This is a genomic window from Chitinimonas sp. BJB300, assembly GCF_002735695.1.
Taxonomy (GTDB): Bacteria; Pseudomonadota; Gammaproteobacteria; order Burkholderiales; family Chitinimonadaceae; genus Chitinimonas.
On sequence record NZ_PDZH01000042.1, the window covers coordinates 1 to 24,188 of the forward strand.

At 52.2% G+C, this 24,188-nt stretch carries 22 protein-coding genes, 1 tRNA gene and 1 riboswitch; of the genes, 9 read left to right on the top strand and 14 right to left on the bottom strand.

The window, feature by feature from the left end:
• The first annotated feature begins 475 nt into the window (after window positions 1-475).
• Complete coding sequence (locus tag CSQ89_RS09050) at window positions 476-3,646, top strand: pilus assembly protein (RefSeq protein ID WP_099405842.1); 3,171 nt, start codon at window positions 476-478, stop codon at window positions 3,644-3,646.
• 95 nt (window positions 3,647-3,741) lie between these two features.
• On the opposite strand, the gene CSQ89_RS09055 is transcribed toward CSQ89_RS09050, so the two are convergent.
• The 6 genes from CSQ89_RS09055 to CSQ89_RS09080 form a co-directional block, all read right to left on the bottom strand.
• The gene (locus tag CSQ89_RS09055) at window positions 3,742-4,005 is read right to left on the bottom strand and encodes an acyl-CoA-binding protein (RefSeq protein ID WP_099405843.1); all 264 of its coding nucleotides are present in this window, start codon (window positions 4,003-4,005) and stop codon (window positions 3,742-3,744) included.
• Between the two features lie 63 nt (window positions 4,006-4,068).
• Complete coding sequence (locus CSQ89_RS09060; RefSeq protein ID WP_099405844.1) at window positions 4,069-5,355, bottom strand: dihydroorotase; 1,287 nt, start codon at window positions 5,353-5,355, stop codon at window positions 4,069-4,071.
• The gene (locus CSQ89_RS09065; RefSeq protein ID WP_099405845.1) at window positions 5,352-6,305 is read right to left on the bottom strand and encodes an aspartate carbamoyltransferase catalytic subunit; all 954 of its coding nucleotides are present in this window, start codon (window positions 6,303-6,305) and stop codon (window positions 5,352-5,354) included. Before CSQ89_RS09065 ends, CSQ89_RS09060 begins: the two co-directional genes overlap by 4 nt.
• Before the next feature lie 127 nt (window positions 6,306-6,432).
• Window positions 6,433-6,864, bottom strand: coding sequence for a hypothetical protein (locus CSQ89_RS09070; RefSeq protein ID WP_139023060.1), 432 nt, complete (start codon window positions 6,862-6,864; stop codon window positions 6,433-6,435).
• 11 nt (window positions 6,865-6,875) lie between these two features.
• The gene (gene ruvX, locus CSQ89_RS09075; RefSeq protein WP_099405847.1) at window positions 6,876-7,289 is read right to left on the bottom strand and encodes a Holliday junction resolvase RuvX; all 414 of its coding nucleotides are present in this window, start codon (window positions 7,287-7,289) and stop codon (window positions 6,876-6,878) included.
• A gap of 4 nt (window positions 7,290-7,293) precedes the next feature.
• Window positions 7,294-7,854 (bottom strand): YqgE/AlgH family protein, encoded by a 561-nt coding sequence (locus CSQ89_RS09080; RefSeq protein WP_099405848.1) that lies wholly within the window; start codon window positions 7,852-7,854, stop codon window positions 7,294-7,296.
• Window positions 7,855-7,951: 97 nt separating this feature from the next.
• Here CSQ89_RS09080 and CSQ89_RS09085 point away from each other — a divergent pair, with 97 nt between their 5' ends.
• On the top strand, window positions 7,952-9,376 hold the full coding sequence (locus CSQ89_RS09085; protein WP_199065357.1) for a cryptochrome/photolyase family protein: 1,425 nt from the start codon (window positions 7,952-7,954) through the stop codon (window positions 9,374-9,376).
• Window positions 9,377-9,397: 21 nt separating this feature from the next.
• Here CSQ89_RS09085 and CSQ89_RS09090 read toward each other — a convergent pair whose 3' ends face one another.
• On the bottom strand, window positions 9,398-10,312 hold the full coding sequence (locus CSQ89_RS09090; protein WP_199065359.1) for an alpha/beta hydrolase: 915 nt from the start codon (window positions 10,310-10,312) through the stop codon (window positions 9,398-9,400).
• Window positions 10,313-10,690: 378 nt separating this feature from the next.
• On the opposite strand from CSQ89_RS09090, the gene CSQ89_RS09095 reads away from it, so the two are divergent.
• Complete coding sequence (locus CSQ89_RS09095) at window positions 10,691-11,617, top strand: alpha/beta fold hydrolase (protein WP_099405849.1); 927 nt, start codon at window positions 10,691-10,693, stop codon at window positions 11,615-11,617.
• Window positions 11,618-11,652: 35 nt separating this feature from the next.
• Here CSQ89_RS09095 and CSQ89_RS09100 read toward each other — a convergent pair whose 3' ends face one another.
• Together CSQ89_RS09100 and CSQ89_RS23595 are read right to left on the bottom strand one after the other, a co-directional pair.
• Window positions 11,653-12,408 carry a LytR/AlgR family response regulator transcription factor gene (locus CSQ89_RS09100; protein ID WP_099405850.1) on the bottom strand — a complete coding sequence of 252 codons (756 nt, stop codon included), beginning with the start codon at window positions 12,406-12,408 and terminating at the stop codon, window positions 11,653-11,655.
• A 2-nt stretch (window positions 12,409-12,410) separates the two neighbouring features.
• Window positions 12,411-13,397, bottom strand: a complete 987-nt coding sequence (locus CSQ89_RS23595; protein WP_304441796.1) for a sensor histidine kinase — start codon at window positions 13,395-13,397, stop codon at window positions 12,411-12,413.
• Window positions 13,398-13,614: 217 nt separating this feature from the next.
• On the opposite strand from CSQ89_RS23595, the gene CSQ89_RS09110 reads away from it, so the two are divergent.
• Window positions 13,615-15,105, top strand: coding sequence for a YifB family Mg chelatase-like AAA ATPase (locus tag CSQ89_RS09110; protein ID WP_099405851.1), 1,491 nt, complete (start codon window positions 13,615-13,617; stop codon window positions 15,103-15,105).
• Between the two features lie 43 nt (window positions 15,106-15,148).
• On the opposite strand, the gene CSQ89_RS09115 is transcribed toward CSQ89_RS09110, so the two are convergent.
• Complete coding sequence (locus CSQ89_RS09115) at window positions 15,149-15,757, bottom strand: hypothetical protein (protein ID WP_099405852.1); 609 nt, start codon at window positions 15,755-15,757, stop codon at window positions 15,149-15,151.
• Window positions 15,758-15,874: 117 nt separating this feature from the next.
• On the opposite strand from CSQ89_RS09115, the gene CSQ89_RS09120 reads away from it, so the two are divergent.
• The 4 genes from CSQ89_RS09120 to CSQ89_RS09135 all read left to right on the top strand — a co-directional run bounded on the left by CSQ89_RS09120 (window position 15,875) and on the right by CSQ89_RS09135 (window position 19,269).
• Window positions 15,875-15,948: transfer RNA gene (locus tag CSQ89_RS09120), tRNA-Gly, on the top strand.
• Between the two features lie 125 nt (window positions 15,949-16,073).
• Window positions 16,074-17,360 carry an acetyl-CoA C-acetyltransferase gene (locus tag CSQ89_RS09125; protein WP_099405870.1) on the top strand — a complete coding sequence of 429 codons (1,287 nt, stop codon included), beginning with the start codon at window positions 16,074-16,076 and terminating at the stop codon, window positions 17,358-17,360.
• Window positions 17,361-17,572: 212 nt separating this feature from the next.
• Window positions 17,573-18,196, top strand: a complete 624-nt coding sequence (locus CSQ89_RS09130) for a ParA family protein (protein ID WP_099405853.1) — start codon at window positions 17,573-17,575, stop codon at window positions 18,194-18,196.
• A complete protein-coding gene (locus CSQ89_RS09135) occupies window positions 18,193-19,269 on the top strand; it encodes a CobW family GTP-binding protein (protein WP_158228950.1) in 1,077 nt (358 codons plus the stop codon). Before CSQ89_RS09130 ends, CSQ89_RS09135 begins: the two co-directional genes overlap by 4 nt.
• Before the next feature lie 196 nt (window positions 19,270-19,465).
• Here the strand turns inward: CSQ89_RS09135 and ribB are convergent, their stop codons facing one another.
• A complete protein-coding gene (ribB, locus tag CSQ89_RS09140) occupies window positions 19,466-20,131 on the bottom strand; it encodes a 3,4-dihydroxy-2-butanone-4-phosphate synthase (RefSeq protein WP_099405855.1) in 666 nt (221 codons plus the stop codon).
• A 266-nt stretch (window positions 20,132-20,397) separates the two neighbouring features.
• Window positions 20,398-20,548: riboswitch (FMN riboswitch) on the bottom strand.
• Between the two features lie 87 nt (window positions 20,549-20,635).
• The gene (locus CSQ89_RS09145) at window positions 20,636-21,280 is read right to left on the bottom strand and encodes a glutathione S-transferase family protein (RefSeq protein WP_099405856.1); all 645 of its coding nucleotides are present in this window, start codon (window positions 21,278-21,280) and stop codon (window positions 20,636-20,638) included.
• Between the two features lie 357 nt (window positions 21,281-21,637).
• On the opposite strand from CSQ89_RS09145, the gene CSQ89_RS09150 reads away from it, so the two are divergent.
• Entirely contained in the window at window positions 21,638-22,171 is a 534-nt protein-coding gene (locus tag CSQ89_RS09150) for an RICIN domain-containing protein (RefSeq protein ID WP_158228951.1), read from the top strand.
• 242 nt (window positions 22,172-22,413) lie between these two features.
• On the opposite strand, the gene CSQ89_RS09155 is transcribed toward CSQ89_RS09150, so the two are convergent.
• Both CSQ89_RS09155 and CSQ89_RS09160 read right to left on the bottom strand, forming a co-directional pair.
• Window positions 22,414-23,799, bottom strand: a complete 1,386-nt coding sequence (locus CSQ89_RS09155) for an NAD(P)(+) transhydrogenase (Re/Si-specific) subunit beta (RefSeq protein ID WP_099405858.1) — start codon at window positions 23,797-23,799, stop codon at window positions 22,414-22,416.
• A gap of 10 nt (window positions 23,800-23,809) precedes the next feature.
• Window positions 23,810-24,175, bottom strand: coding sequence for a proton-translocating transhydrogenase family protein (locus tag CSQ89_RS09160; protein ID WP_099405859.1), 366 nt, complete (start codon window positions 24,173-24,175; stop codon window positions 23,810-23,812).
• Window positions 24,176-24,188: the final 13 nt, after the last annotated feature.

Sequence of the window (24,188 nt, forward strand, 5' to 3'; positions counted from 1 at the left end):
GAATGCCTGAGCATCAAGACGCAGAAGAACCCATTCGCACTTTGCCGCAAGTTACTGATCAACGCCTCCCGCGCGGCTTATGATCAGTTACAGCTGCTTCTCGCAGCTACTGCGTAACATCAGTTAATTACACTCAATTGGTAATTCCAAACAGCATCTACCAAGCCTGACAAGAGGGAACATATTCCCCCATAGCAAGAATTGATGCCAAGTGAATAATATATCCGGAAACACAATGGAGACTGAAGTTATATAAATGACATTTAGCTATACGGATGGTTTTTGAACAATCCTACCAAAAGTCAATTGGCATATGCTCGTCGTTCATTTGCATAGTGTTATGCGTAACATATGCATTCTTTATCTTAGTTGCATCCTTACTAAAAAGGGTGTGTTTTGTTGCGACCAAAATATATGTCAAAAACATTTATAGGTTGTCAGTGTTAAGTATTGACTTTGTTTTTGGAGCTTAAATATGCAAGTGCAGTACCGTAGGAAAGAAGTTGCCAAAAATGTATTTTTGGCACTCGCCGTTAGCCCATTGATGGCATTTGGGGATGAACCTTATCCATCTAATCCACCCATATTAAGTTCTGGGGTTACGCCTAATATTATGTTGTTTGTGGATACCTCCACAAGTATGAGCGCATACATGGAGAAAGGGTACTGTAGGCCATATGATCCCAATAGACCAGTTGAACCTGATAACCCTAGGGCTACTCAAGAACCTAACCCTCCATATCCAGAATGTACTAACAATGGAAGTATTGGTATTGCAAGACGCGTGCTATCCAATTTAGTCCGCGAAGGAAATAATAAAAATTTAAATTGGGGGCTGTTTACATTTGATAACGTGGATGTGAATCGAACTGGAGCAGGCATATTACAGTCGCCAATAAAAAATAGATTAACTAAAACAGAATTTGATGAGCTTCTACAAGTAATCGATGGCTTATATCCGGATAACAGCACCCCGCTTGCCGCATCTACTTACGAGCTATCCCGTTACTGGCGGGGGATGGAAACCGCTTATAACAAAAGAGATAAAAAAGATAAGATACTCACCTACGAGTCCCCCATTAAATATCGCTGCCAAAAGAATTATCAAATAATTATCTCTGATGGTGCACCAAGCATCGAAACCAACTTACAAAAAGCAGCTGAAGAAGAAGCACTAAAAAACTATGGGATAGAGAAAGGAAAATCTGACGATAACAACTTTCTCCGTCTTACCAAATTTATGTACCAACAGGACATGAAAAATACTACTGAATTAGATGCTGAGGGGAAATCTTTCAATGATAAAGATTTTGGCATCCAAAATGTCACATCGTATGTTGTTGGATTTAAACATGGCTCAACACTATTGAGAAATGCGGCAGAGCAAGCTGGGGGTAAGTACTATTATATTAAGGAAGGTTCAGACAAGGAAAATGAAGAGCAACTCGCAGAAACTCTTTCTAACGCCGTTGCGAGCATTATCGACCAGAATTCGAATGCTGGTGGTTTAGCCGTAGAGACCGTTGCCAAAACAGATAACAATTTTATTTATCAACCTGGGTTTAATTCAAAAGGTTGGTATGGAGAATTGAAACGGTATTCATTTAAAAATGGTGTAATTGATAAAGATTCTGTACAAGAAGCCGGTGCTGCTTTAACAAAGCAAACCTCAAGAAGAATTTATTCTGCAACGGATCAAGGCAAGTTTACTCAATTTGCGTTTACCGAAGGCAACCTGGGCAAAATGACTACAGGTCAACAAACTGCACTAGGAATTGATAACACCGACCAGAAAAATACGATTAGTTTTCTTAGGGGCCACCCAGTAGCAGGCCAGCGTGTACGCTCTACTCATCTTGGAGATTTTATCGATACCAAACCGGTTTTTGTAGGCAAACCAGCAGGGCAGTCGCTAGATTCTACCTACGCAGAATTTACAAATATTCATTCAAGTCGCAGCATGGTTTTTATAGGTGCCAACGATGGCATGATGCACGGTTTTGACACCTCCACGCCAGATCCCAAAAAACCACCTAGCATGGATGAAGTTGTTGCTTACATTCCCTCTGTTGTGTACCCCAAGCTGAAACCACTGACGAATCCAGATTATGGCAAGGGGAACAACCCTCATGTGTATCATGTTAGTGGACCCGCAATAACACAGGACATTAAAGTCAATGGACGATGGAAAACAATCCTGGTTAGTGGATTAGGGCAAGGTGGTAAAGGTTATTTTGCATTGGATGTGACAAGTCAGGACAATTTTACCAACCCTGAAAGTACGGTACGCTGGGAATGGAACAAATCCAATGACGCTGATGTTGGATATACATTTGGCACACCCTTCATTTATAGCGTAAGAACAGGGTCGGACAGTTTTACCCCTGTCGTAGTGTTAGCGAATGGCTATGAAAATAACTTTGATTCTTCAGCCAAAGTTAAGAAGGAAAATTCATCCGCTTTATACATACTAAATGCCGACTCTGGCGATTTGATCAGAAAGATAGAAGTAAAAGAAGCTGACGGTAGGAAAAGTACAGGATTATCCTCACCTAGGGGATTAGACGCTGATTTTGATGGTGTGCTTGATTACGTATACGCAGGGGACGAAAATGGCACCATGTGGCGATTTGACCTAACAAGTGGTGTATCTTCAGCATCTGTGAAACCAATATTTCAAACTCCCAAACACGAACCAATAATTCAGGCACCTCGAATATTGCCTGTAAGAGGCAATGCAAGTACCAAAAATTTCTTACGGGAAAATGACAAAGGATTTAAAGGTTACCTTGTTCTCTTTGGTACCGGTAGGCTACTGACGAATCATGATAGACAAGATAGCACCCCGCATTATTTCTTTGGTGTATTAGATGACTTAAAAGATGATTTAGTAAAGATAGGCGATCTAACAAAACAAGTGCTCATTTCAAACGGTAGCTATCGCGCCGTTTCAGACAACCCTATTGATTTGGAAGCTGACCCCTCAACTTCAAAGGGGTGGTATACTCAATTCGAAAATTACGAAAGACTTGTTTCTGAACCACAACTGCATGGTCGCCGAATTATGTTTGGCACAGGTATCCCTCAGTCGGATGATAAGAAAACTCCAAAAAAAGAAACCTGCTCCTCCCCTAACAAAGGTTGGATTATGGCGTTGGATGCATTAACAGGTTCCACTGTTCGGAATAAGCGCAAAACTAAATATGGATTTTTAGACCTAAATAATAATGGCAAGTCGGATGTTGGCGATAAATTGAAATTCGGGAATGATGAATTTTTCCCTAGTGGATATTTATTGAATGGCATCCCAAGAGATATTCTGTTTGTCCCCGAAAAAGCATCAATTATGTCTTTAGGCTCAAGTTCTACTCATAAGCAGAGAACTGCGAGAGGTAATAGTAAAGAAAACAATTGGCACAGGAATGATGTTGCTTTTTCCAGAAATGGCGGCGTTGATTTCGACACGAATGCTGGGGGAGATAGTAGCGGAGGGGACGGATCTGAGTGTCGTTCGAACAATTCTACAAAAGGAACAATTCTCACCAACCCCCAAGGTACAACATCAGGTGATCAAAAAGAGGCAAATCCAGTTCCAGGCTGCGGCGTCCGTCTTGAGCGCGTCACTTGGCGTGAGCTGGTGAATTAATTGTAATCACTGGGTTTGTAACTCGAAAACTAATCGGGCAATTAAAAAAATAACGCCGACCTACAGTCGGCGTTATTTTTTTACTTCTTCAAGACCTACTCTTTAGCTTTCAACGCTTCTACCAAGTCGATGTATTTTTGCTTGGCAGCAGCACCATCAGTACCGCTTAATTCGGCCCAGGCGTTGTACTTGGCACCGGCGACAAAGTCGAACATGGAAGGTTTGTCACCCTTCACATCGCCTTCGCTGGCTTGCTTGTACAAGGCATATAACTTGAGCTTGACCGAGTTATCCGGGGCTTCAGATAGCTTGGTGACATCTTCTGCGGCTTGCTTGAATAGGGTATCGATATCAGACATGGGCGTGTTCCTCGCAAATCAGGTGGGATCGTTGTAGCTAGGGTCGATGACTTGGCGTGAGACTCACGCTGCGCCAGGTTCGGTGTAGGCGATATGGCCGCCGACCAAGGTATACTGGACTCTACCACGCAATTCCACGCCCACAAACGGCGTATGCTTCCCATTGCTGATGAGCGTTTCCGCCGCGACACGCCATGTTGCATGCGCGTCGAAAATACACAGGTCGGCAGGTGCGCCTACCTTGATCTGTCCCGCCTCCAACCCCAACAACATGGCTGGGGCACTGGTGATCTTGGCCAAAGCAATCGGCAACGCTATCTGCTTTTGTTCTGCCCATGCCAGCACCAGCGGCAATAAGATTTCCAACCCTGTCGCGCCAGCAGCGGCTTCGCCAAAAGGTAGAAGTTTGTCGTCGTTACCTACCGGCGTATGGTCGGAACAAATCGCAGTGATGGTGCCATCGAGCAAGCCTTGTTGAATAGCATCGCGGTCCCGTACGCTACGCAACGGCGGGGAAAGGCGCATATTGCTGTCGAAATAGCCAATATCGGTGTCCGCCAGATGGACATGATTGATGCTGACATCACACGTGAGCTTAAGCCCGTCAGCACGGGCAGCAGCAATCATCGCCACGCCTTCCTGGGTAGAAATCCGCTCCAAATGCACGCAAGCCCCACTGTCGCGCATCAAAATTACAATAGTGGCGATTGCCACGGTCTCAGCCACCGCAGGGACCGCCGGCAAACCCAGCCGGGTTGCGACTTGCCCGTCATGCGCCACGCCACCTGCCGCCAAACACACATCCTGTGGACGCAGGCGCAAGGCAATGCCATACGTGGCGGCATATTGCATGGCGCGGTAAAGCACACGGGTATCGGCCAGCGGCGCATCCGCTTGGCTGAAGGCCACACAACCAGCTTCTCGTAGCTTGGCAAACTCGGTCAGTTCAGTGCCTTCCAGGCTACGTGTCAGCGCGCCTAGGGGTAGCACACGGGCCAAGCCCAGCGCCTCCGTCTTTTGGCGCAGCATCTGTACCAAACTCGGTTGGTCCAACGCTGGCTTAGTATCGGGCATGGCGCACAGGGTAGTCACACCCCCTGCCACGGCAGCTTTCAATTCCGACTGCAATTTGTTCTTATGCTCGCCGCCGGGCTCACCCAGGCGTGCAGCCAGATCGACCAATCCAGGCATGACCGTCAGGCCCTTGGCATCCAGCGTTATCTCCTCCTTAAATCCGGCAGGCGCAGCACCTATAGCCACAATCCGGCCTTGATCCAGGTAAAGATCGGTAACGCTATCGAAGCCGCTGGCCGGGTCGATGACACGACCGTTCTGGATAAGCATGTTCATAAGCGGGCCTCCGACAGAATGCTCATCACGGCCATGCGCACTGCAATGCCAAATGTCACTTGATCCAAAATCACTGACTGTGCGCCATCCGCGACGGCAGAGTCGATTTCTACACCACGGTTCATCGGCCCCGGGTGCATCACGATGGCATCTGGTTTGGCCAAGGCCAACTTCTCCTTCGATAGTCCGTAGAATTGGTTGAACTCATTAGCGCTGGGTAACAGCGCCCCATTCATGCGTTCATTCTGCAAGCGCAAAGCAATCACCACATCTACCCCTTTAAGACCTTCATTAAGGTCATGGAACACCTGTACGCCAAGTTGTTCCACATCACGCGGCAAGAGCGTCTTGGGGCCAATAACCCTTACCTCCGGGCAGCCCAGCGTTGTCAGGGCATGTATCTGTGAACGCGCCACACGGCTATGCAGAATGTCGCCAACAATTGCTACGGTGAGATTCTGAAAGTCGCCTTTGAAATGGCGAATCGTATACATGTCCAAAAGAGCCTGGGTTGGATGAGCATGGCGACCATCTCCCGCATTGACAACCGCCACACCGGGTTTCACATGCTTGGCAATCAGGAAAGGCGCACCCGACTCGGCATGGCGCACGACGAACATATCCGCACCCATCGCTTCCAGATTGTGGATAGTGTCGAGCAGCGTCTCGCCCTTGGCAGTCGAGCTAGCTTGAATATTCAAACTGTGCACATCAGCTGACAGGCGTTTCTGGGCAATCTCAAAAGTGGTACGGGTACGGGTCGAATTCTCGAAGAACAGATTGAATACGCTTTTACCGGCAAGGTCGGCGTGCTTCTTTTCGCCCGCTTCGCCGGCAGCTACGTAGCCTGCAGCTTTATCAAGAATCTGGCGCAAGATGCGCGCGGGCAGGCCTTCAGTGCTGAGCAGATGAATCAGCTCACCATGTTGATTCAATTGGGGGTTGTACATCCGGCGCTGCCTTTCACTCGATTTTGCCTGCGTTGTGGTTGGTACTTCAAAACCGCCAACAACCGCTTGGCCATCACTTATTTCATCATTTCCCAAAATGCCGTACGTGACACAGCTGCATCAGCCTCTAGTCACAAACCTGCCCACCAGTTGTGGGTAACTGCCATCTACCCAATTCCTGTTGGGTTAATACCCGCCCTACCCACACGACACAACGACGCGCGCCAACACAATATCCAAGCTCCTTCAACGCCCTTGCTTCAATTTGGGTAATGTCGCCTTCCAATCTATCCAGCGGATGCATCAATACTGAGGTGTAACCCAAGAACGGTCGGCCAAGCTGAGCCAGCGATTCACTCAATACACGCTGGGCATGCGTAAAGTTTGCCAACATAGTACGTGGATGGCCAAACGCACTGGCTCCCTCATCTGACAGCTTCACTTCCAAACACTTGCCGGTTTCTACTTCTTGCAAATGCAACTGTGTCTTATCGATACGCACATAGACTGTCTTTCCCAAACGGCCCCAGACATGGCGAAACACAAAATCAATCATCAAGGGTTAGCTTTCTATCGGCCATCAAACCAAGCCTGCAAAATCTGCATCGCAGCCACTTGGTCAATCGCCTGCTTACGCTTTTTGCCGAAGGTTTGCGTTTCGCTAAGCATGCCTTCGGCTTCCGCCGAAGTCAGGCGCTCGTCCACCAAGGCGACAGGCAGATTGAATCGGCCATGCAATCGATTGGAAAAAGTGCGGGAGAGGCGAGAAAGTTCGTGCTCGGTACCATCCAAGTGGCTTGGCAAACCGACCACAAGCTGAGTGGGTTGCCATTCAGCAATCAATTTACCGATAGCGGCGAATTTCTCGTCATTGTTGTTGCCTGTGACCGTAGCAAGCGGCGTGGCAATACCTAGTTCCATGCTGCCGCCGGCCACACCGATGCGGACTTCGCCGAAGTCAAAAGCAATGACATAACCACTCATGATTTCAGGCGTGTCCTGCTGTATCGGACAGCATGGCCATATCGATACCCAACAGCTTGAGCGCGGCTTCATAACGCTGCTCGGCCGGCAAACCAAACACAACTTCGATATCGGCTTCTACCGTCAACCAAGCATTTTGGGCCAACTCGCCCTCCAACTGGCCGGCTTCCCAGCCCGCATAGCCAAGTGTGACAAAAAGACGTTCGGGCCCAGCACCACTGCCCACCGCCAAGAGCACATCCTTGGAAGTAGTGAGACCCAGATCATCTTCTACCGACATCGTGGACTGCCAGTTACCCAGCGGTTGGTGCAATACAAAACCGCGGTCGGTCTGCACCGGGCCACCGAAATAGACTTGCTGCTCGGCGACATCATCGCGCTGCAGTTCGATATCAACTTGTTCAAACAACGTACGGATATCCATGCCAATGGGACGGTTAACAATAACGCCCATTGCACCTTCGGCATTGTGATCACAAACGAAGACGAGCGCCTTCGCAAAAATAGGGTCCGCCATGGCGGGCATGGCAATCAGGAATTGACGACTGAGATTTATAGCTTCCATGATTTGAATTATCGCACATGACTTTGCAACTTGCCGCGCTAGGCTGCCCTGGCTGAATATAAGCGGCTATGCTGGCCCGCCCCATACAAGCGAATAAATGAACATGCCCCTCTATTCCACCGCCTTGGTATGGCTACGCCGCGATTTGCGCCTGCATGACCACGCCGCTCTTTACTATGCGCTAAAGCGGGCTCAGCAGGTCATTCCTGTGTTTGTGTTTGATCGCAGCATTCTTGATGCGCTACCGCGTGCCGATCGACGTGTGGAATTCATCTGGGAAACCGTGGCTGCCCTAAAAGCCGAATTACAGGCTCAAGGAAGCGACTTGGTTGTACGGCATGCCGTAGCGGAGTACGAGCTACCGCGCCTGGCGCAAGAGCTGGGCGCAGAGGCCGTATTTACCAACCACGACTATGAACCGGCTGCCATCATCCGTGACGCTCACGTTGCCGCCGCACTGGCCGCCCTGAATATCGCCTTTCATACCAGCAAGGATCAGGTGATTTTCGAGCGCGATGAGATTCTCACCCAAGCCGGCAGTTTCTTTTCGGTATTCACGCCGTACAAAAATGCTTGGCTGAAGAAGCTTGATTCCTTTTACTTGCAAGCCTATCCGGTAGCCCGCTACCGCCATCGGCTAGCACCAAGCGTTGCAGAAAGGATGCCAAGTCTGACAGAGCTGGGCTTTGAGCGAACCAATCTGCACGAGATTGGCATTCAGACCGGCCCGACGGGTGCTGAAGCGCTATTTGCAGATTTTCAGAACCGCATCGACCGATACAAGGATGCCCGCGACTTCCCTGGCGTGAAAGGCGTTTCTTACCTCAGCGTGCATCTGCGTTTCGGCACCGTGTCAATCCGCCAGTTGGCTGCCTATGCGTGGCACCGCGGCACAGCTGGCAGCATGAGTTGGCTCAACGAGCTTATCTGGCGAGACTTCTACCACCAGATACTTTGGCATCGGCCAGATTCGGCAAGCCAATCCTTCAAGCCCATCTATATCGACTTACCCTTCCCGAACGACCCAGCACTGTTTACTGCTTGGTGCGAAGGCCGTACTGGTTATCCTATCGTCGATGCAGCCATGCGGCAGCTCAACCGGACCGGGTTCATGCACAATCGCTTGCGCATGATTGCGGCCAGTTTTCTCGTGAAAGATCTACTCGTAGACTGGCGCTGGGGCGAAGCCTATTTCGCCGAAAAACTCATTGACTTCGACTTGGCCGCCAATAATGGCGGCTGGCAATGGGCAGCCAGTACCGGTTGCGATGCACAGCCCTATTTTCGTATTTTCAATCCGATCACCCAGTCCGAAAAATTCGACCCCGAAGCCAAATTCATTCGGCGCTACGTACCCGAGTTGTCTGCGCTTCCCATAGATGACATCCATGCCCCCTGGCTAGCCAAGCCAATGATATTGGCGGGGGCGGGGCTGCGACTTGATATTGATTACCCCATGCCTATCGTTGATCACGCCGAGCAACGACAAAAGGCATTGGCCTTGTTCAAGCGTACTGCCTAATGTCGTTACTTCCTGGCCGTTTCACGTGAAGCGCTTGTCCAACCACGCCGCGAAATCGGCATACACCTCAGCGCGATTACGTTCATTCAACATCTCGTGACGGCCTTGTGGATAAATGGTGACACTCACATCGTGCAGACCGGCTGCCTGGTAACGATCAGCCAATTGCTTACAACCTTTGCCACCCATGCTGACAGGGTCGTGCGAGCCAGCAAGTAACCAAACCGGTATATCTGGCAAGCCACTTTCACGCGCTTCCCTGGTTTCCATTTCGACAATGCCAAGGAATAGATCACGCCATAGCCCTGCCGAACAATCAAAACCCGCCATTGGATCGGCGAGATAGGCATCTACTTCTTCCGGCACCCGGCTCAGCCAATCAAAAGTGGTACGTGATGGCACGAAGCGTAGATTGAATGTACCAAATACCAGTTTACGCATCAGGGCTGAGGGCTGGTCCCAACCACTACTTCGGCCCGAAACTGCAGCAATACCTGCCATTACGCGGGCCAGGGCTGATTGACGAAAACCGGTAGCCGACAAAATCAAACCGTTCGTCAATTCGGGCTCTGCAAGCACCAGTGATCGGGCAACAAATGAACCCATGCTATGTCCAAACAAAACCACCGGTAGACCTGGGCTATGTCGACGGACGTGAGTGAGCAAGCAGACCAGATCGCCCACCACTTTTTTCCACCCCTCTGTATCGGCAAAATGGCCAAGCCGGCCATGCTGTACGCTTTGCCCGTGGCCACGATGATCCAATGCCCAGACCTCGCAATCGTGTTGGTTGAGGAAACGGGCGAAATCATCGTAACGGGCCGCATGTTCGGCCATACCATGGGCAATCACCATTACGCGTCGGGCCCCTGGCTGGGGCCAGTGATAAGTGGTGATGGCATGTCCATCGACCTGAAGCAACTTCTCGATCTGCATAGAGACGGTTTGATCCTCGGCTAGGCACCGTTGAGATAAGGTGGGTAATCGCCATTTGTTGCTATTTTCCAGTCGCGAAACAAACGCAGGCGGAATCTCACCAGCCCGGCAGAGGGTCTGGCTAGAATGGCAAAAACGGCCGCTGGAGTGCACTGCAAGTTTCAAACTCTTTCAAAAGCGGTAGTAAGCAACCATGAACAAGGTGAAACGCAACACTGAAAGCCGGAGTGTACTTGGGTACGGGCAACTACGAACCGCTTGGCGCGCAGCGCCTTAGCAGAAGCTTTCGAGTGCATTGGCTTTAATAAATGGATACATAGCAAGACAAGTAAACAGGTTTAAAGACCGGGAGAGTAAACATATGTGGCAGAAGACACCATGAACGGCTGGTTGGCAGTAGGCATCGTCGGCTTGCTGCTCGTCGCCTTTGCATTGAGCTGGCGCTATTGGCCTATCTCGATACTGGCCATTGCGCGCAAACGTGCAGGCTTACGTCGGCATAGCATTGGAGTGGATGGCTTCGAAATGGTTTATTACAGCGGAAGCCGCCGTGACAAGCCGCCCATGCTGTTTCTACATGGTTTTTCGGCTGACAGCAGCAACTGGCTTTATCTGGTGCCAAGCTTCAGCCGCGACTACCGTATTTTGGTACCGGACTTGCCAGGATTTGGTGAAACCGGTTATTTGCCTAAGTCCTATGCGCTTGATGTCCAGTTAGGACGCCTGAAGGACTTCATGGACATGCTGCATCTGGATCGTGTCCATCTGGCAGGTAATTCGATGGGCGGTTATCTGGCCGCCGCTTTCGCCGCTACCTACCCCGAAAGGGTGGCTAGCTTGGCCCTATTCAATGCCGCCGGGGTCGACATGCCCAAGCGCAGCCCTTTTTACGAAGCTGCGCTCGCGGGAGAAAACCAGCTGCTGATCCGCAAACCCACCGACTTCGACAATATCCTCAAACTGGTTTACCACCGTAAGCCCTACATACCCGGCTTTTTGCGCGACTACCTGATCACGCGCGGCATGGCACAGGCCGACAATCAAAATCTGATCTTCAAAGAAATGTTTGATCAGCGTATCTGGCTGGATGAGCGGCTGCTTAATATCCGCGCCCCGACATTAATTTTGTGGGGTGATGATGACAGAGTGCTCGACGTTTCTTCCCTCCAGCTCTTCAAAGCTGGCATTCCCCATGCCCACACCGCAATATTGGCCAAATGCGGCCATGTGCCGATGCTGGAAAAGCCCGCCGCCACCGCAAAAGTTTATCGTGCGTTCTTGGCCGAGACATTAAAAAATGCCTGATAGTCTTCTCAATGGTGGTAGCACAATCAATGTAGCTAGCTCAAATCCCCACGACGGAACTCACTCACGACATGCGCCTGCCGTCGGCTCACTGACAACTTTTCGTTGCTCCCTTCAAGTAGCGCGAGCCAATGCCCCTCGCACTCTTTTTCAAAGCCAGTCAGTTTGTCACGCGCTACCAAGCAATTACGGTGGATGCGCAAAAAACGCTCGCCAAACTCAGCTTCCAACTGGGTTAGCGATTCTTCAAGCAAGTATTCTGCTTCGCGGGTTCTAAGCGTCACATATTTCAGCTCTGCTTTCAGGTAGAGCACGGCATCCACTGGTACCAACCTTACCCTACCCCGCTCGGCAACACTGAAATAACGCCGGGCCCCTGGCGACAACGCTTGCAATGTATCCTGAGCCGGATGCGGGAGTTCGCGGGCTCGGCGCAGCGCTGCCAGCAAACGCTCTTCTCGGATTGGCTTGAGCAGGTAATCCAACGCGTGAACTTCGAATGCCTGCACCGCAAACTCATCGAAGGCAGTGCAGAACACCACGGCGGGTCGGTGATGAAGACGGTTCAAATGCCGCGCCAATTCCAAGCCACTCATGCCTGGCATATTGACATCGGTCAGCACCAAATCAGCCGGATGAACCACTAATTTTTCAATGGCCTCCTGACCAGTCTGCGCCGACCCCACAACCTCGTGCGGGACTTCAGCGCGGCAATCGGCCAACAGGTCTTGCAAACGGCTCAAGGCCGGCGGTTCATCATCGACCAGGAAGAGGCGGAGCATGGCAGTCATGGCTAAGACACTTTTCTCGTCGGTTTAGCAGTAATAACAGGGCGGTAAGGCAAACTCAGATGTACTTGATAATAGTCATTCCCGACCACAGTTTTCAGACTAGCTTCAGCATCAAAATGTAAAGCCAACCGTTCGCGGATATTTCCCATTGCCATCTTATTGCCCGCGTGATGCCCGCCCCCTGCTTTGTAATAGGGGTTACGTATATCAATATGCAACTCCTCACGCGAACGAAAAATATTAATACTGATCCATCCCGGTGTTATCGAAGGCTCGATCCCATGATAGACGGCGTTTTCAAGCAAGGGCTGTAAAGTCAAAGGGGGAATCAGCGCGTCCGTCGGCATTCTCTCTGTATGCCACTCCACCCGTAGTCGATCTCCCAGGCGCAAGGACTCTATACTGAGATACTGCCGCGCCAGCGCCACTTCCTTTTCCAATGAGCAAAGATCACTGTTTTCGGCCATGAAAACACGGAAAAGATCAGCTAGATCTTCCAGTGCGCGTTCCGCCTTACGGGGTTCTTTGCGGATCAAGCTCAATACAGCATTCAAGCTATTGAACAAGAAATGAGGACGAATGCGTGCCTGTAAGGCTTGTAGCCTGGCTACGGTGAGAAGCGGGGACATCGCCCGACCACGCAAGCGAAAGTAACCAAACTGCCCTACGCAAAGTATGAATACGTACAGCACGACTCGCAGGTAGTTGCTGAAATTTGCCGGATACAGGCTGGACATCACGGCGCGCATTGCCAGACAGCTGAACAGCACCAACAACACGCAGACCATCACACCGTGTCGATAAGGCAGACTTTTCAAACCGTCCCGAAATAAAGCCAGTAGCGCCAATGCCATCAAAAGAGCTGGCTCCAGCAGCGCTGCATTGCTTGTAAATCGCTGGATTGCTTCAGAAAAATTTTCAGTAGCAGCAACAGCAACGGCTATGGACACTATATTTATCGATAGCAACACACGCAGACTGATGCCCAAATTACGAAAATCCGGGAGTTGATCGGGGATGGTAGGTGGTAGCGGACTGGTCATTGCCAGCATTATATGCAGATAGCATGATATTCGCTTAAGCGCATGTCAGAATCTGTTCAACGTCTTTTGCCGAGCAGGTCCCTCGTGGGAGGGGGCAGGCAGAAAAACATTGAACATATTCTAAAGCGCTCGTTTATCCACATAAACCTGGGGTGGGAAGAACATGTCGCTGGCGGTCCTTTACAGCCGAGCCCTCAGTGGAGTACATGCCCCCGAGGTGGTGGTTGAAGCCCATTTGGCAAACGGCCTGCCTAGCTTCACCATTGTCGGACTACCCGACGCCGAGGTAAAAGAGGCGCGGGACCGGGTTCGAGCCGCTATCCAGACAGGCCGATTTGAATTCCCGGCGCGACGAATCACCGTCAACTTGGCGCCAGCCGACTTGCCCAAAGAAAGCGGCCGTTTTGACCTCCCCATCGCACTGGGCATTCTGGCCGCCAGCGGACAAATCCCGCTTGATAAACTTGACCAGTATGAGTTTGCAGGCGAATTGGCGCTTACCGGCGATTTGCGCCCTGTACGCGGCGCATTGGCGATGTCATTGGCGGCAAGCAAGGCGAATCGCAGCTTTATCTTGCCACTCGCCAGCGCCGACGAAGCCGCGCTCATCAGCAACTGCAATGTGCTCGGGGCCGGTAGTCTGGCTGCCGTTTGCGCACACCTGGCTGGTCATGCCTTGCTCAGCCCTCGGGCTATGCCCGCGGCGGCCACCCCCGTTCAGTATGCCGATCTTGCCGATGTAAAAGGCCAGCAGCCTGCCAAGCGCGCCTTGGAAATTGCCGCCGCGGGTGGGCATTCGCTGCTCATGGTCGGCCCACCCGGCACGGGTAAGTCGATGTTGGCGGCCCGTCTTCCAGGCATATTGCCGCCCATGGACGAGGCCGCGGCTTTGGAAACTGCCGCCTTGCAGTCACTGGGTTCACAGGGGTTTTCCGCCGCCAATTTTGGGCAACGCCCTTATCGCGCCCCACACCACACGGCCTCTGCCGTAGCCTTGGTTGGGGGCGGGTCCGAGCCACGGCCGGGCGAGATCAGCCTGGCGCATCACGGCGTGCTTTTTCTCGATGAGCTGCCGGAGTTTGACCGCAAGGTTTTGGAAGTACTGCGTGAGCCACTGGAAAGCCGCCGCATCACCATCTCACGCGCAGCTCGCCAAGCCGAGTTCCCCGCGGCCTTTCAGTTAATCGCCGCTATGAACCCGTGCCCCTGCGGCTACGCCGGCCACCCGAATGGCCGCTGCCGTTGCACACCAGACCAGATAGCTCGTTACAAAGGTAAGCTGTCCGGGCCTTTTCTTGATCGTCTCGATTTGATAATTGAAGTCCCGGCAGTCAGCCAATCTGAACTGACCGCTTCGGCAACGGGCGAGACAAGCAGCCGTGTGCGAGAACGTGTTACCAGCGCGCGGAAGAAACAACTACATCGACAAAAAATGGAAAACGCTCGCCTAAGCAGTCGCAAGCTCGATACCGTTGCGAAGCTAAATGCGGAAGAGCAAAAGCTGATGGCGCTAGCGATGCAACGTTTGGACCTTTCAGCCCGGGCATATCACCGTATTTTGCGTGTTGCCCGCACCATCGCAGATTTGGCAACCAGCGATAACATTCAAACCAACCATCTGGCTGAGGCAATTCAATACCGGCGGGCTTTATAACGTACACCCACCGGGAAACCCAGCTCTCACAGAACCTTGGAACTCAAAAAACGTAGGTGCCAAATAACCCTACATGCTTGCCACTATAGCTTTTACCAGAAACAGGTTCTTTATACCGCTCGCTTACCGCCCTCAATGTAAACATCAAGTCAGGCACGGCTTGCCAGCCTAGCTCAACCACCCCGCCCGTATTAGATTCATGCCTAAAGGATGTCTTAACACCTTTTACATAATATGTCAGATTATTCCGGGTTGCCTTACGTACGCCACCACCAAAGAAAAATGTATCGTTTATATGATAATGCGCGAGCAATTCAATTGGATATCTGCCAAAAGTTATCTTATCTGGCGCTCCTTTTCCCGCCGAATCCGCATGGTAACCATAAGTTAGTTGGGCAGAAATTGGTGAAGCAGACATTTTCCAATACGCGCCCATATTCAATTGATAGCGCTCACCCGCTTTAATGTCAGTCTCATCAATTAAGTTACCTGTGGAGACATCGAAAATACTGGCCCTTAGCACTTTATCCCCACCCCCGGTGTAGCCCAAGCTCATCATGAAGCGAAAATCGGATTTGGCTTCAGCCAACGAAGAAACAGAAACAAACAATCCCAACAATCCGACACATAGCCGGCTAGCACTAACAGACATAAGGCCCTCCCAGAGTCATTTTTCGGAGCGCGTCACTATGCTGAACGCACGAATAAGCTTAATCGATTGTGACGCACTTGGCTGCGAACACACTTCGCGGCTAGAATGGCGGCCTTCGCGGGCGTCGTATAATGGCAATACCCTAGCTTCCCAAGCTAGAGCCGTGGGTTCGATTCCCATCGCCCGCTCCAGTTACTGAAAAGCCAGCTTAACCAAGCTGGCTTTTTCAATGGGTTGCGCACTGGGTGTGTTGCCTACACCCAGTCTTGGCATGGGGCAGAGTAAACTCATGGTTTTCCTGCCGAATAATTCCTCGATGCCCCAAACTACCCTGCGTCGTGTTGCCATTATCGGCGGCAGTCGTATTCCATTCTGTCGCTCCAACACGCTTTACCAAGATCAACCCAATCTGGCGATGTTGACCGCCGCCCTCAACGGCTTGGTCGATAAATTTGGTCTGACCGGCGTTGAAATCGGCGAGGTGGGTGCCGGTGCAGTGATATCGCACTCCAAGGATTGGAATCTAGCGCGTGAAGCTGTGTTATCCAGCAAGCTTTCACCCTTGACCACTGCTTATACCGTGCAGATGGCCTGTGGTACCAGCTTGCAAGCCATGGCCCAGTTAGGCGCAAAAATCGCTACAGGACAGATAGATAGCGCCATCGCCGGCGGTGCGGATACCACGTCGGATGCACCCATTGTATTCGGCCGCCGCTTCGCCCAACGGCTGATCAAGGTTGCCAATGCGAAGACGTTTGGTCAAAAACTGGCAGCCTTCAAGGGCTTTGGCTTTGGGGAACTGAAGCCTTCCTCACCCAATGCCGGCGAACCACGTACCAAGATGTCGATGGGCCAGCATTGCGAGCTAATGGCCAAGCAATGGGGTATCAGCCGCGAAGACCAAGACCACTTCGCTTATATGAGCCACCGCAAAGCTGCCGCTGCGTTTGCCGATGGTTTCTTCGAAGACTTGGTCATACCCTTTGCCGGCGTGAAGCGGGACAACCACTTGCGGGCAGACACCTCGCTGGAAAAACTTGCCAGCCTCAAACCCGCTTTCGACCGCGAATCGGGCCAGGGCACCCTTACCGCTGGCAACAGCACACCATTAACCGATGGCGCATCGGCTGTTTTGCTGACGTCCGAAGATTGGGCGCTTGCTCGCGGCCTACCAGTGCTGGCCTACCTGACCTATGCCAGGACCGCGTCAGTCGATCTTGTCGCCGGAGAAGGCCTCCTGATGGCGCCAACCGTCGCCGTGGCACGTATGCTAAGAGATGCCAACCTTACTTTGCAGGATTTCGACTTCTACGAAATCCATGAAGCCTTCGCAGCCCAGGTACTCTGCACCCTGCGGGCGTGGGAATCCGTCGAATACTGCAGAGACAGGCTGGGCTTGCGCGGCGCGCTGGGTAGCATCGACCCGGCCAAGATCAATGTCGTCGGCAGCTCTCTGGCGTTTGGTCACCCCTTTGCAGCCACCGGCACCCGCATTGTGGCGAATCTGGCAAAGCTGCTGAACCAACGCGGTAGCGGCCGCGGACTGATTTCAGTTTGTACTGCCGGGGGCATGGGTATTGCCGCCATCCTGGAAAAACTCTAGATAGCTGGTACTACTGGCTATCTAGCCACTTAGAACCGGTCTAAAGTCTCGCGAGCTAAGACAAGATAAGGCGAAAACAGCCGAGGAAGCGGAGTTTACAAGTGGTAAATGAGCATTCCGAGGGTGTTTTCAACGCCATATTGCCAACGCGCAGCAGACTTTAGACAGGTTCTTACAAATATTTACGCAGCCCCACAGATTGAGAGTACGGCATGCAAACCATACTAATCGCCAACCCCAAGGGTGGGGCTGGCAAATCCACACTGGCGACTAATCTGGCCACCTACTTTGCCTGGCAAGGACATAAAGTGGTGCTGGGCGACACAGATCGGCAACAATCAACCGCCTATTGGTTAAGCCTGCGCTCACATAATTTCCCCAGCATTGGCACATGGGACTGTAGCGAAGAGCTTCCCACCAAGCCGGCAAAAGATTGCGAGAAGGCGATCATCGATACACCGGCTGGTTTACGTGGCAAAAAATTGGAAGTCGCGTTAAAGCTGAGCGATCACATATTGGTGCCAGTGCAGCCATCAAGTTTTGATATGTGGGCCTCGCAAGACTTTTTTGCCCGGTTGGCCGAGGAAAAGCGGGTACGCAAAGGCAAGGTCAGCGTGGGTGTAGTAGGAATGCGGGTGAAGGCCAATACCCGGGCTAGCCAGCAATTGATCGACTTCCTGGCCCAATTTGAACTACCGGTGCTGAGCTGCCTGCGCGACACGCAGTACTACCTGCAGACCCTGCCACGCGGCATGGGCATTTTCGATTTACCGGTAACACGGGTCGCGCGCGACCTGGAACAATGGCAACCGATTTTGAAGTGGCTGGAAGAATGAACAAGCAAAAAGTCCCGGTAAACCTGATTACCGGCTTCCTGGGGGTGGGCAAGACCACGGCCATCCGCCATTTACTGGCCAACAAACCAGCCAATGAGTTCTGGGCTGTACTGGTCAATGAATTCGGCGAAGTCGGCATCGATGACGCCGCCATCTCTTCCGCCAGCGATAAGCTGAATGTCGTCGAAGTACCTGGCGGTTGTATTTGCTGCACTACAAGCCCCATGCTGCGCGTCAGCCTGACCAAGCTACTACGCCAGCGTCACCCACACCGGTTGATCATCGAGCCCAGTGGTCTGGGCCATCCGGCCGGCATCATCGACTTATTGCGCGACCCATTCCTCGCCGCAGCCCTGGAAGTACATGCCACCATCACCTTAGTAGACCCGCGTCAGCTTGATGACCCACGCTGCACCACCCACGAAATCTGGCGCGATCAGATAACCCTGGCCGATGTACTGATCGCCAACAAGTGCGACCGGGCTGATGCCGCCCAGGTCGACCGTTTCATGGCCATGGCACAGGGTATGTTCCCACCCAAACTGGCAGTACTGACAACTTGCCAGGGTGAATTCGAAAGGGGGATATTGGATTTGATGGGTCAACCGGCCTCGGTTAATCCCAACTCTACTCTTGCACGCCCCCTCTCTATCAGGGCGAAGGGCCGAAGTAACGAAACCGCAAATGAACAACTGGCTTCTCGTATCCCGACGGCACCACAAATCAAAGACCACCATGAACCCAACCAATCCAGCCGGGGTTGGCTATGGGGAGCAGATGCGCGCTTCTCTGCCAATCAATTGGCAGCTTTATTCCAAGGTCTGGGTGCCCATACTGAATATGGCTTGCCAGCGATACAGCGCGCCAAAGGCGTATTCAATACCGACCACGGCTGGCTGTTGTTCAACTGGGTAAATGGCGAGGCTTCTGCGCAAGAAATCGCTTGGCGCCGGGATTCACGTGCTGAATTGATTGTGGCTGGTGCTGCACCGAATTGGATGCAATTTGAAACTGCGTTACTCACCTGCTGCTTGGCAGAACAGGACGTAACCAAGAATGAAACAGCATCCTGAAAAAACGGGATGACAATACACCCCGGTTTCCTTAGATCCTGTTTCCGCTCTGTCACGAGCAGCTGTCAGCAGGGTGAAGCGCAGCGCAGAAACCGGAATGTACTTTTGTACATGAGGATTTCGAGCAGCACATGAGCCCTGATCACGGCTGCGCAGTAAGACCGTAAGCAGGTTCTTAGAACCTGTCTAAAGTCTGCTAGGCGTGCAGTTCAGCCTCCATCCTTACTTCACAACTCAACCGCCATTGCACCAAGTCTTCTATCGTTGCCACTGGTAAACCATGCTGGCTGGCATAGGCAATCACCGCGTCACCTCGCATCATCGTGCCGTCCGCATTGGTCAATTCACATAGCAAACCTGCGGGTTGCAAGCCAGCCATGCGGGCAAGCTCTACTGTGCCCTCGGTATGACCACGTCGCGCCAATACGCCACCGGGGTGAGCACGCAAGGGAAAGACGTGGCCAGGGCTGACGATGGCACTCGGTTGAGCGGTCAGCGCAGCACGTACCGTTGTCACACGGTCCTGCGCAGAAACACCCGTGGTAACGCCATGCCTAGCTTCAATTGAAACGGTAAAGGCTGTGCCATGCAGGCTGTCGTTCTGAGCAACCATAGGCACCAAGCCCAATCCCGTCACAGCAACATCGGTAAGACACAGGCAGACAATGCCACTGCAATCTCGTATCAACTGCGCCATGTTGGCTGGGCAGATCAGTTCGGCGGCGAAGATCAGGTCCGCTTCGTTTTCACGCTCTTCGTCATCAAGCAATACGACACCCCGGCCCTGACGGATAGCTTCAATGGCTGCGAGAACGCGGCTTTCAGGCGATGTACTGGAGAAATACTGCTGGAACAAACTCATAAAAACGCTCCTTGTCGGATAGGTGGCAAAGAAGCGTTCAGGGCGCAGCGTACCCTGCCCAAATGGGCAAGGGCAGCCTAAGAACCTGTTCAAAGCCTGCTGCACGTCAGCGATACGGCGTTAAAAACAACCTCGGAATGCACATTTACCCTATGTAAACGCCACTTCCTCGGCTCTTTTCGCCTTATCTCACTCTAGCTCGCGAGACTTTGAACAGGCTCTTCGGGATGCAGCGCACCATCCATTACAGGAATGATGCGCGACCATCTCGTCTTCTTTCATCCGGACTATGACCGTCGGCTCCGGCTTTGAACCGGATCTGCTGACCTTGCGCAGATGCGCAAGCGCTCGCGGGCTTGGTGCGTTGCGCTGCACCCTACCGCCGGTGGGGAGTTTCACCCCGCCCTGAAGACGCACCGCAAATATTGGCGGCGGGCAGATAGTAGCAAACATGCCAAGTCAACGCCCACGTATGGGCCTGATATCAAGCAAAAAGCAACAAGCTCAGCTATCCCGCCAGTGTGGGGGGTAGGTCTTTTGGTAGTAAGGCAACGATTCAATACGCCGTTTCCAATCCATCAAACGCGCAGGCATGCTTGCCTCTACGCCTAAATCAGGTCGCTTCTTCCCAACTACACGCAGCAGGAAAGCCAGCGTGGCGTAAAGCGCATAATCAGCTGCCGATAGCTGGTCCCCTAACCAATCACCACGCAACTCACCACTAAAAAATTCCAGCTCGGTGTGAATTTGCTGTAACGCTGCAGCCAGCTTGGCCTCATCAGCGGGGCCAGTCTTCCACAGAATTTCATCCCCAACCGTACCAACCGCTTTATCGAGATACCAGTCGGTCTCTGCAATCAGGCGGCGGAGCCTCGCCTTGGCTTGTGCATTACCGGGTAGTACCGGCTTGGCCGGATAAGCCTCATCAAGGTATTCCACAATGGCGGCCGACTCATACAAAGTGAAACTACCATCGGCGAGGCAAGGCACGCGTCCTCGTGGGTTGATGGCGCGGAACTCGGGTGTTTTAAGATCTCCCCCCGAAAAAGACAGCACCTTCAACCCATAGGCCAAACCCTTATGTTCCAGGGCCAACCAAACACGCCATACAAATGGTGAACCTGATGCCGCATAGAAAGTGATCGCCATGGAAGTCTCCAGAATGGGAATTCAGTATTGCCAGTCATAACAGGTGCAAGCAAGGGAAAGCCTCGTAGTTGTAGCTTTCCGCGAACAAAACTTCATTTTTACCGACTAAGTTCGCTCATTAAAGTCTTATTAACCTGTTCAAGAACTTAGAGCGCTGTCGTGATCAGACTCAAAATCCAGAAGTACCTGAGGACCTTCCGGTTTTTAGACGGCACTTCACCGTGCTGACCGCTGCGCCCTAAGTTCTTGAACAGATTCTTAGACCACCCTTACAAGCATCGTTGCCAACGATTGCATGCAGGCTTTGATGTCCATTCAATTTTGAATTTTCACCGTTCCACAAAGATGAAGCACACCATGAGAGAAATACTAATCGCCAGCGCGGTAGCCCTATCCCTGGCGGGTTGCGGCAATATGTCTACCGAAGACGTTTTGATTGGTACTGCGGCAGTGGCTGCCGTATCTGCTGCTGGGTACTACGCCCATAAGCAGCACAAAAAGGAAAAACAGAAGAAAAAAACAGGCGACATGGTTGTCGGTGACGGTGGCCGCTGCTTGGACATCAGCGGAGGAGTACGTGAAGGAGCTCCTTTACAACTATGGGACTGCCATGGCAGGGAAAACCAGCGTATCCGTTACGAAGACGGCCAACTGAAAGCTGGTGCCTATTGCCTGGATATCGCAGGCGGCAATTATGGCAATGGTGCACCAGTTATCGCTTACCGTTGTACCGGCGGGCAAAACCAACAATGGCGTTTTTCCGGACAGCAGATTTACAGTTCGCTCAACAACCGTTGTTTAGACGTCGAAGGTAAGCAAACCGGCAATGGTGCACGTCTAGTGATGTGGGACTGTCACAACGGCAGTAATCAGCGCTTTACTCTTCGCTAACTCTGCTTACCGCGTTGCCCACAGGCATCGCAGTGTTAGGCCCGGCATACAGTAAACATCCTATGCCGGGTAACCCGTGCAACCGCTTTAGACAGGTGCTTAGAACCTGTCTAAAGTCTCGCGAGCTAAGGCAAGATAAGGCGAAAACAGCCGAGGAAGCGGAGTTTACACAGGGTAAATGAGCATTCCGAGGGTGTTTTCAACGCCATATTGCCAACGCGCAGTAGACTTTAGGCAAGTTCTTAGTGCCCCACTCCTTTTATCATGTCCTCCACCACCTTCTTGGCATCGCCAAACACCATCATGGTCTTGTCCATATAGAAGAGATCGTTGTCGAGCCCCGCATAGCCAGCGCTCATTGACCGCTTCACCACAATCACCGTTCGTGCCTTATGGGCTTCAAGAATCGGCATGCCATAAATGGGGCTTTGCTTGTCTTTTTGCGCCGCGGGGTTAACCACATCGTTGGCGCCAATCACCAACACGACATCGGTATTGCCAAAGTCTGCGTTGATTTCTTCCATTTCCTGCACTTGCTCGTACGGCACCTCAGCCTCGGCCAACAGCACATTCATATGGCCCGGCATACGGCCTGCTACAGGGTGGATAGCGTAGCGCACGGTGACACCCTTGGCAGTCAAGGCATTGGCAAATTCCTGTAGCGCATGCTGGGCGCGTGATACGGCCAAGCCATAACCTGGCACAATCACTACCGAATCCGCATTACCCATCATGAAGGAAGCATCGTCGGACGACCCCGATTTGTATGGACGCTGCACCACCTCTCCACTGCCAGCAACGGCAGCAGCATCGCCCCCCATGCCGCCACCGAAAATCACATTCAATAGCGAGCGATTCATCGCCTTGCACATGATGTAACTAAGAATTGCACCGGATGAACCCACCAACGAACCTGCAATAATCAGCACCGAATTCCCTAGAGTGAAACCGATACCTGCCGCCGCCCAACCCGAGTAACTATTAAGCATGGACACCACGACAGGCATGTCGCCCCCACCAATAGGCGCGATCAGGAAGTAACCCAGCACAACCGAGAATCCTGTCATTACCCAAAAGGAAGCCAGTGACTCGGTAATAAAGTAGTGGGCACCAAAACCCAGCATGCCAAGCGCCAGGACAATCTGAACCGGTTTCACCCATCCACCCTTGAGTGGTTTTGCCGCCAGTTTGGCGCTGAGCTTGCCCCACGCCACCACCGAAGCTGTAAAGGTAATACCGCCAATAAAACAGCCGATGAACAACTCTATCCGCTGCACCGTTGTGTGGTGCTGGTCGGTGTTATGCACAGCTGCCAGCGCAATCAACACAGCAGCCAAGCCGACCAGCGAATGCATCAACGCTACGGTTTCAGGCATCTGGGTCATCGGCACCGTCTTGGCGCGATAGACACCGATCACCGCGCCTGCGATCATCGCCAGCCCTATCAGAGCGAAGTTAGGGCTGGGTGCGATAACCAACGTAACCAGCACCGCCAAGGCCATCCCCACCATGCCATAGCGATTACCGGTAATGGCCCCGGTTGGGCTGGACAGCCCCTTGAGAGTAAGAATGAAAAGTACCGCTGCGACGAGGTAAATCCAGTCGGCGTATTGCGCAATTGCATTCATCTTGGCCGCCTCACTTCTTCTTTTTCTTGAACATTTCCAGCATCCGCGAAGTCACCGCGAAACCGCCGAAGATATTCACACTGGCCAGAAATACCGCGACAGCCCCCAGCACCGAAGTCAGGGTGATCTGCTGCCCACCGATATCCACTGTCTGCAACACAGCACCGACAACAATGATGGAAGACAGCGCATTGGTAACCGCCATCAGCGGTGTATGCAGGGCGGGCGTAACACTCCACACCACGTGGTAGCCAATGAAAATCGCCAACACGAAAATAGTGAAGGTAGCAACAAAAGGCGTTTGCACCAGCTGCTCAACCGGCAAGCTGGCTACGACTGCCGTGGCAGCCTGGGCGACGGTTTCAGTTGTATTCATAGGGTTCCCCTGA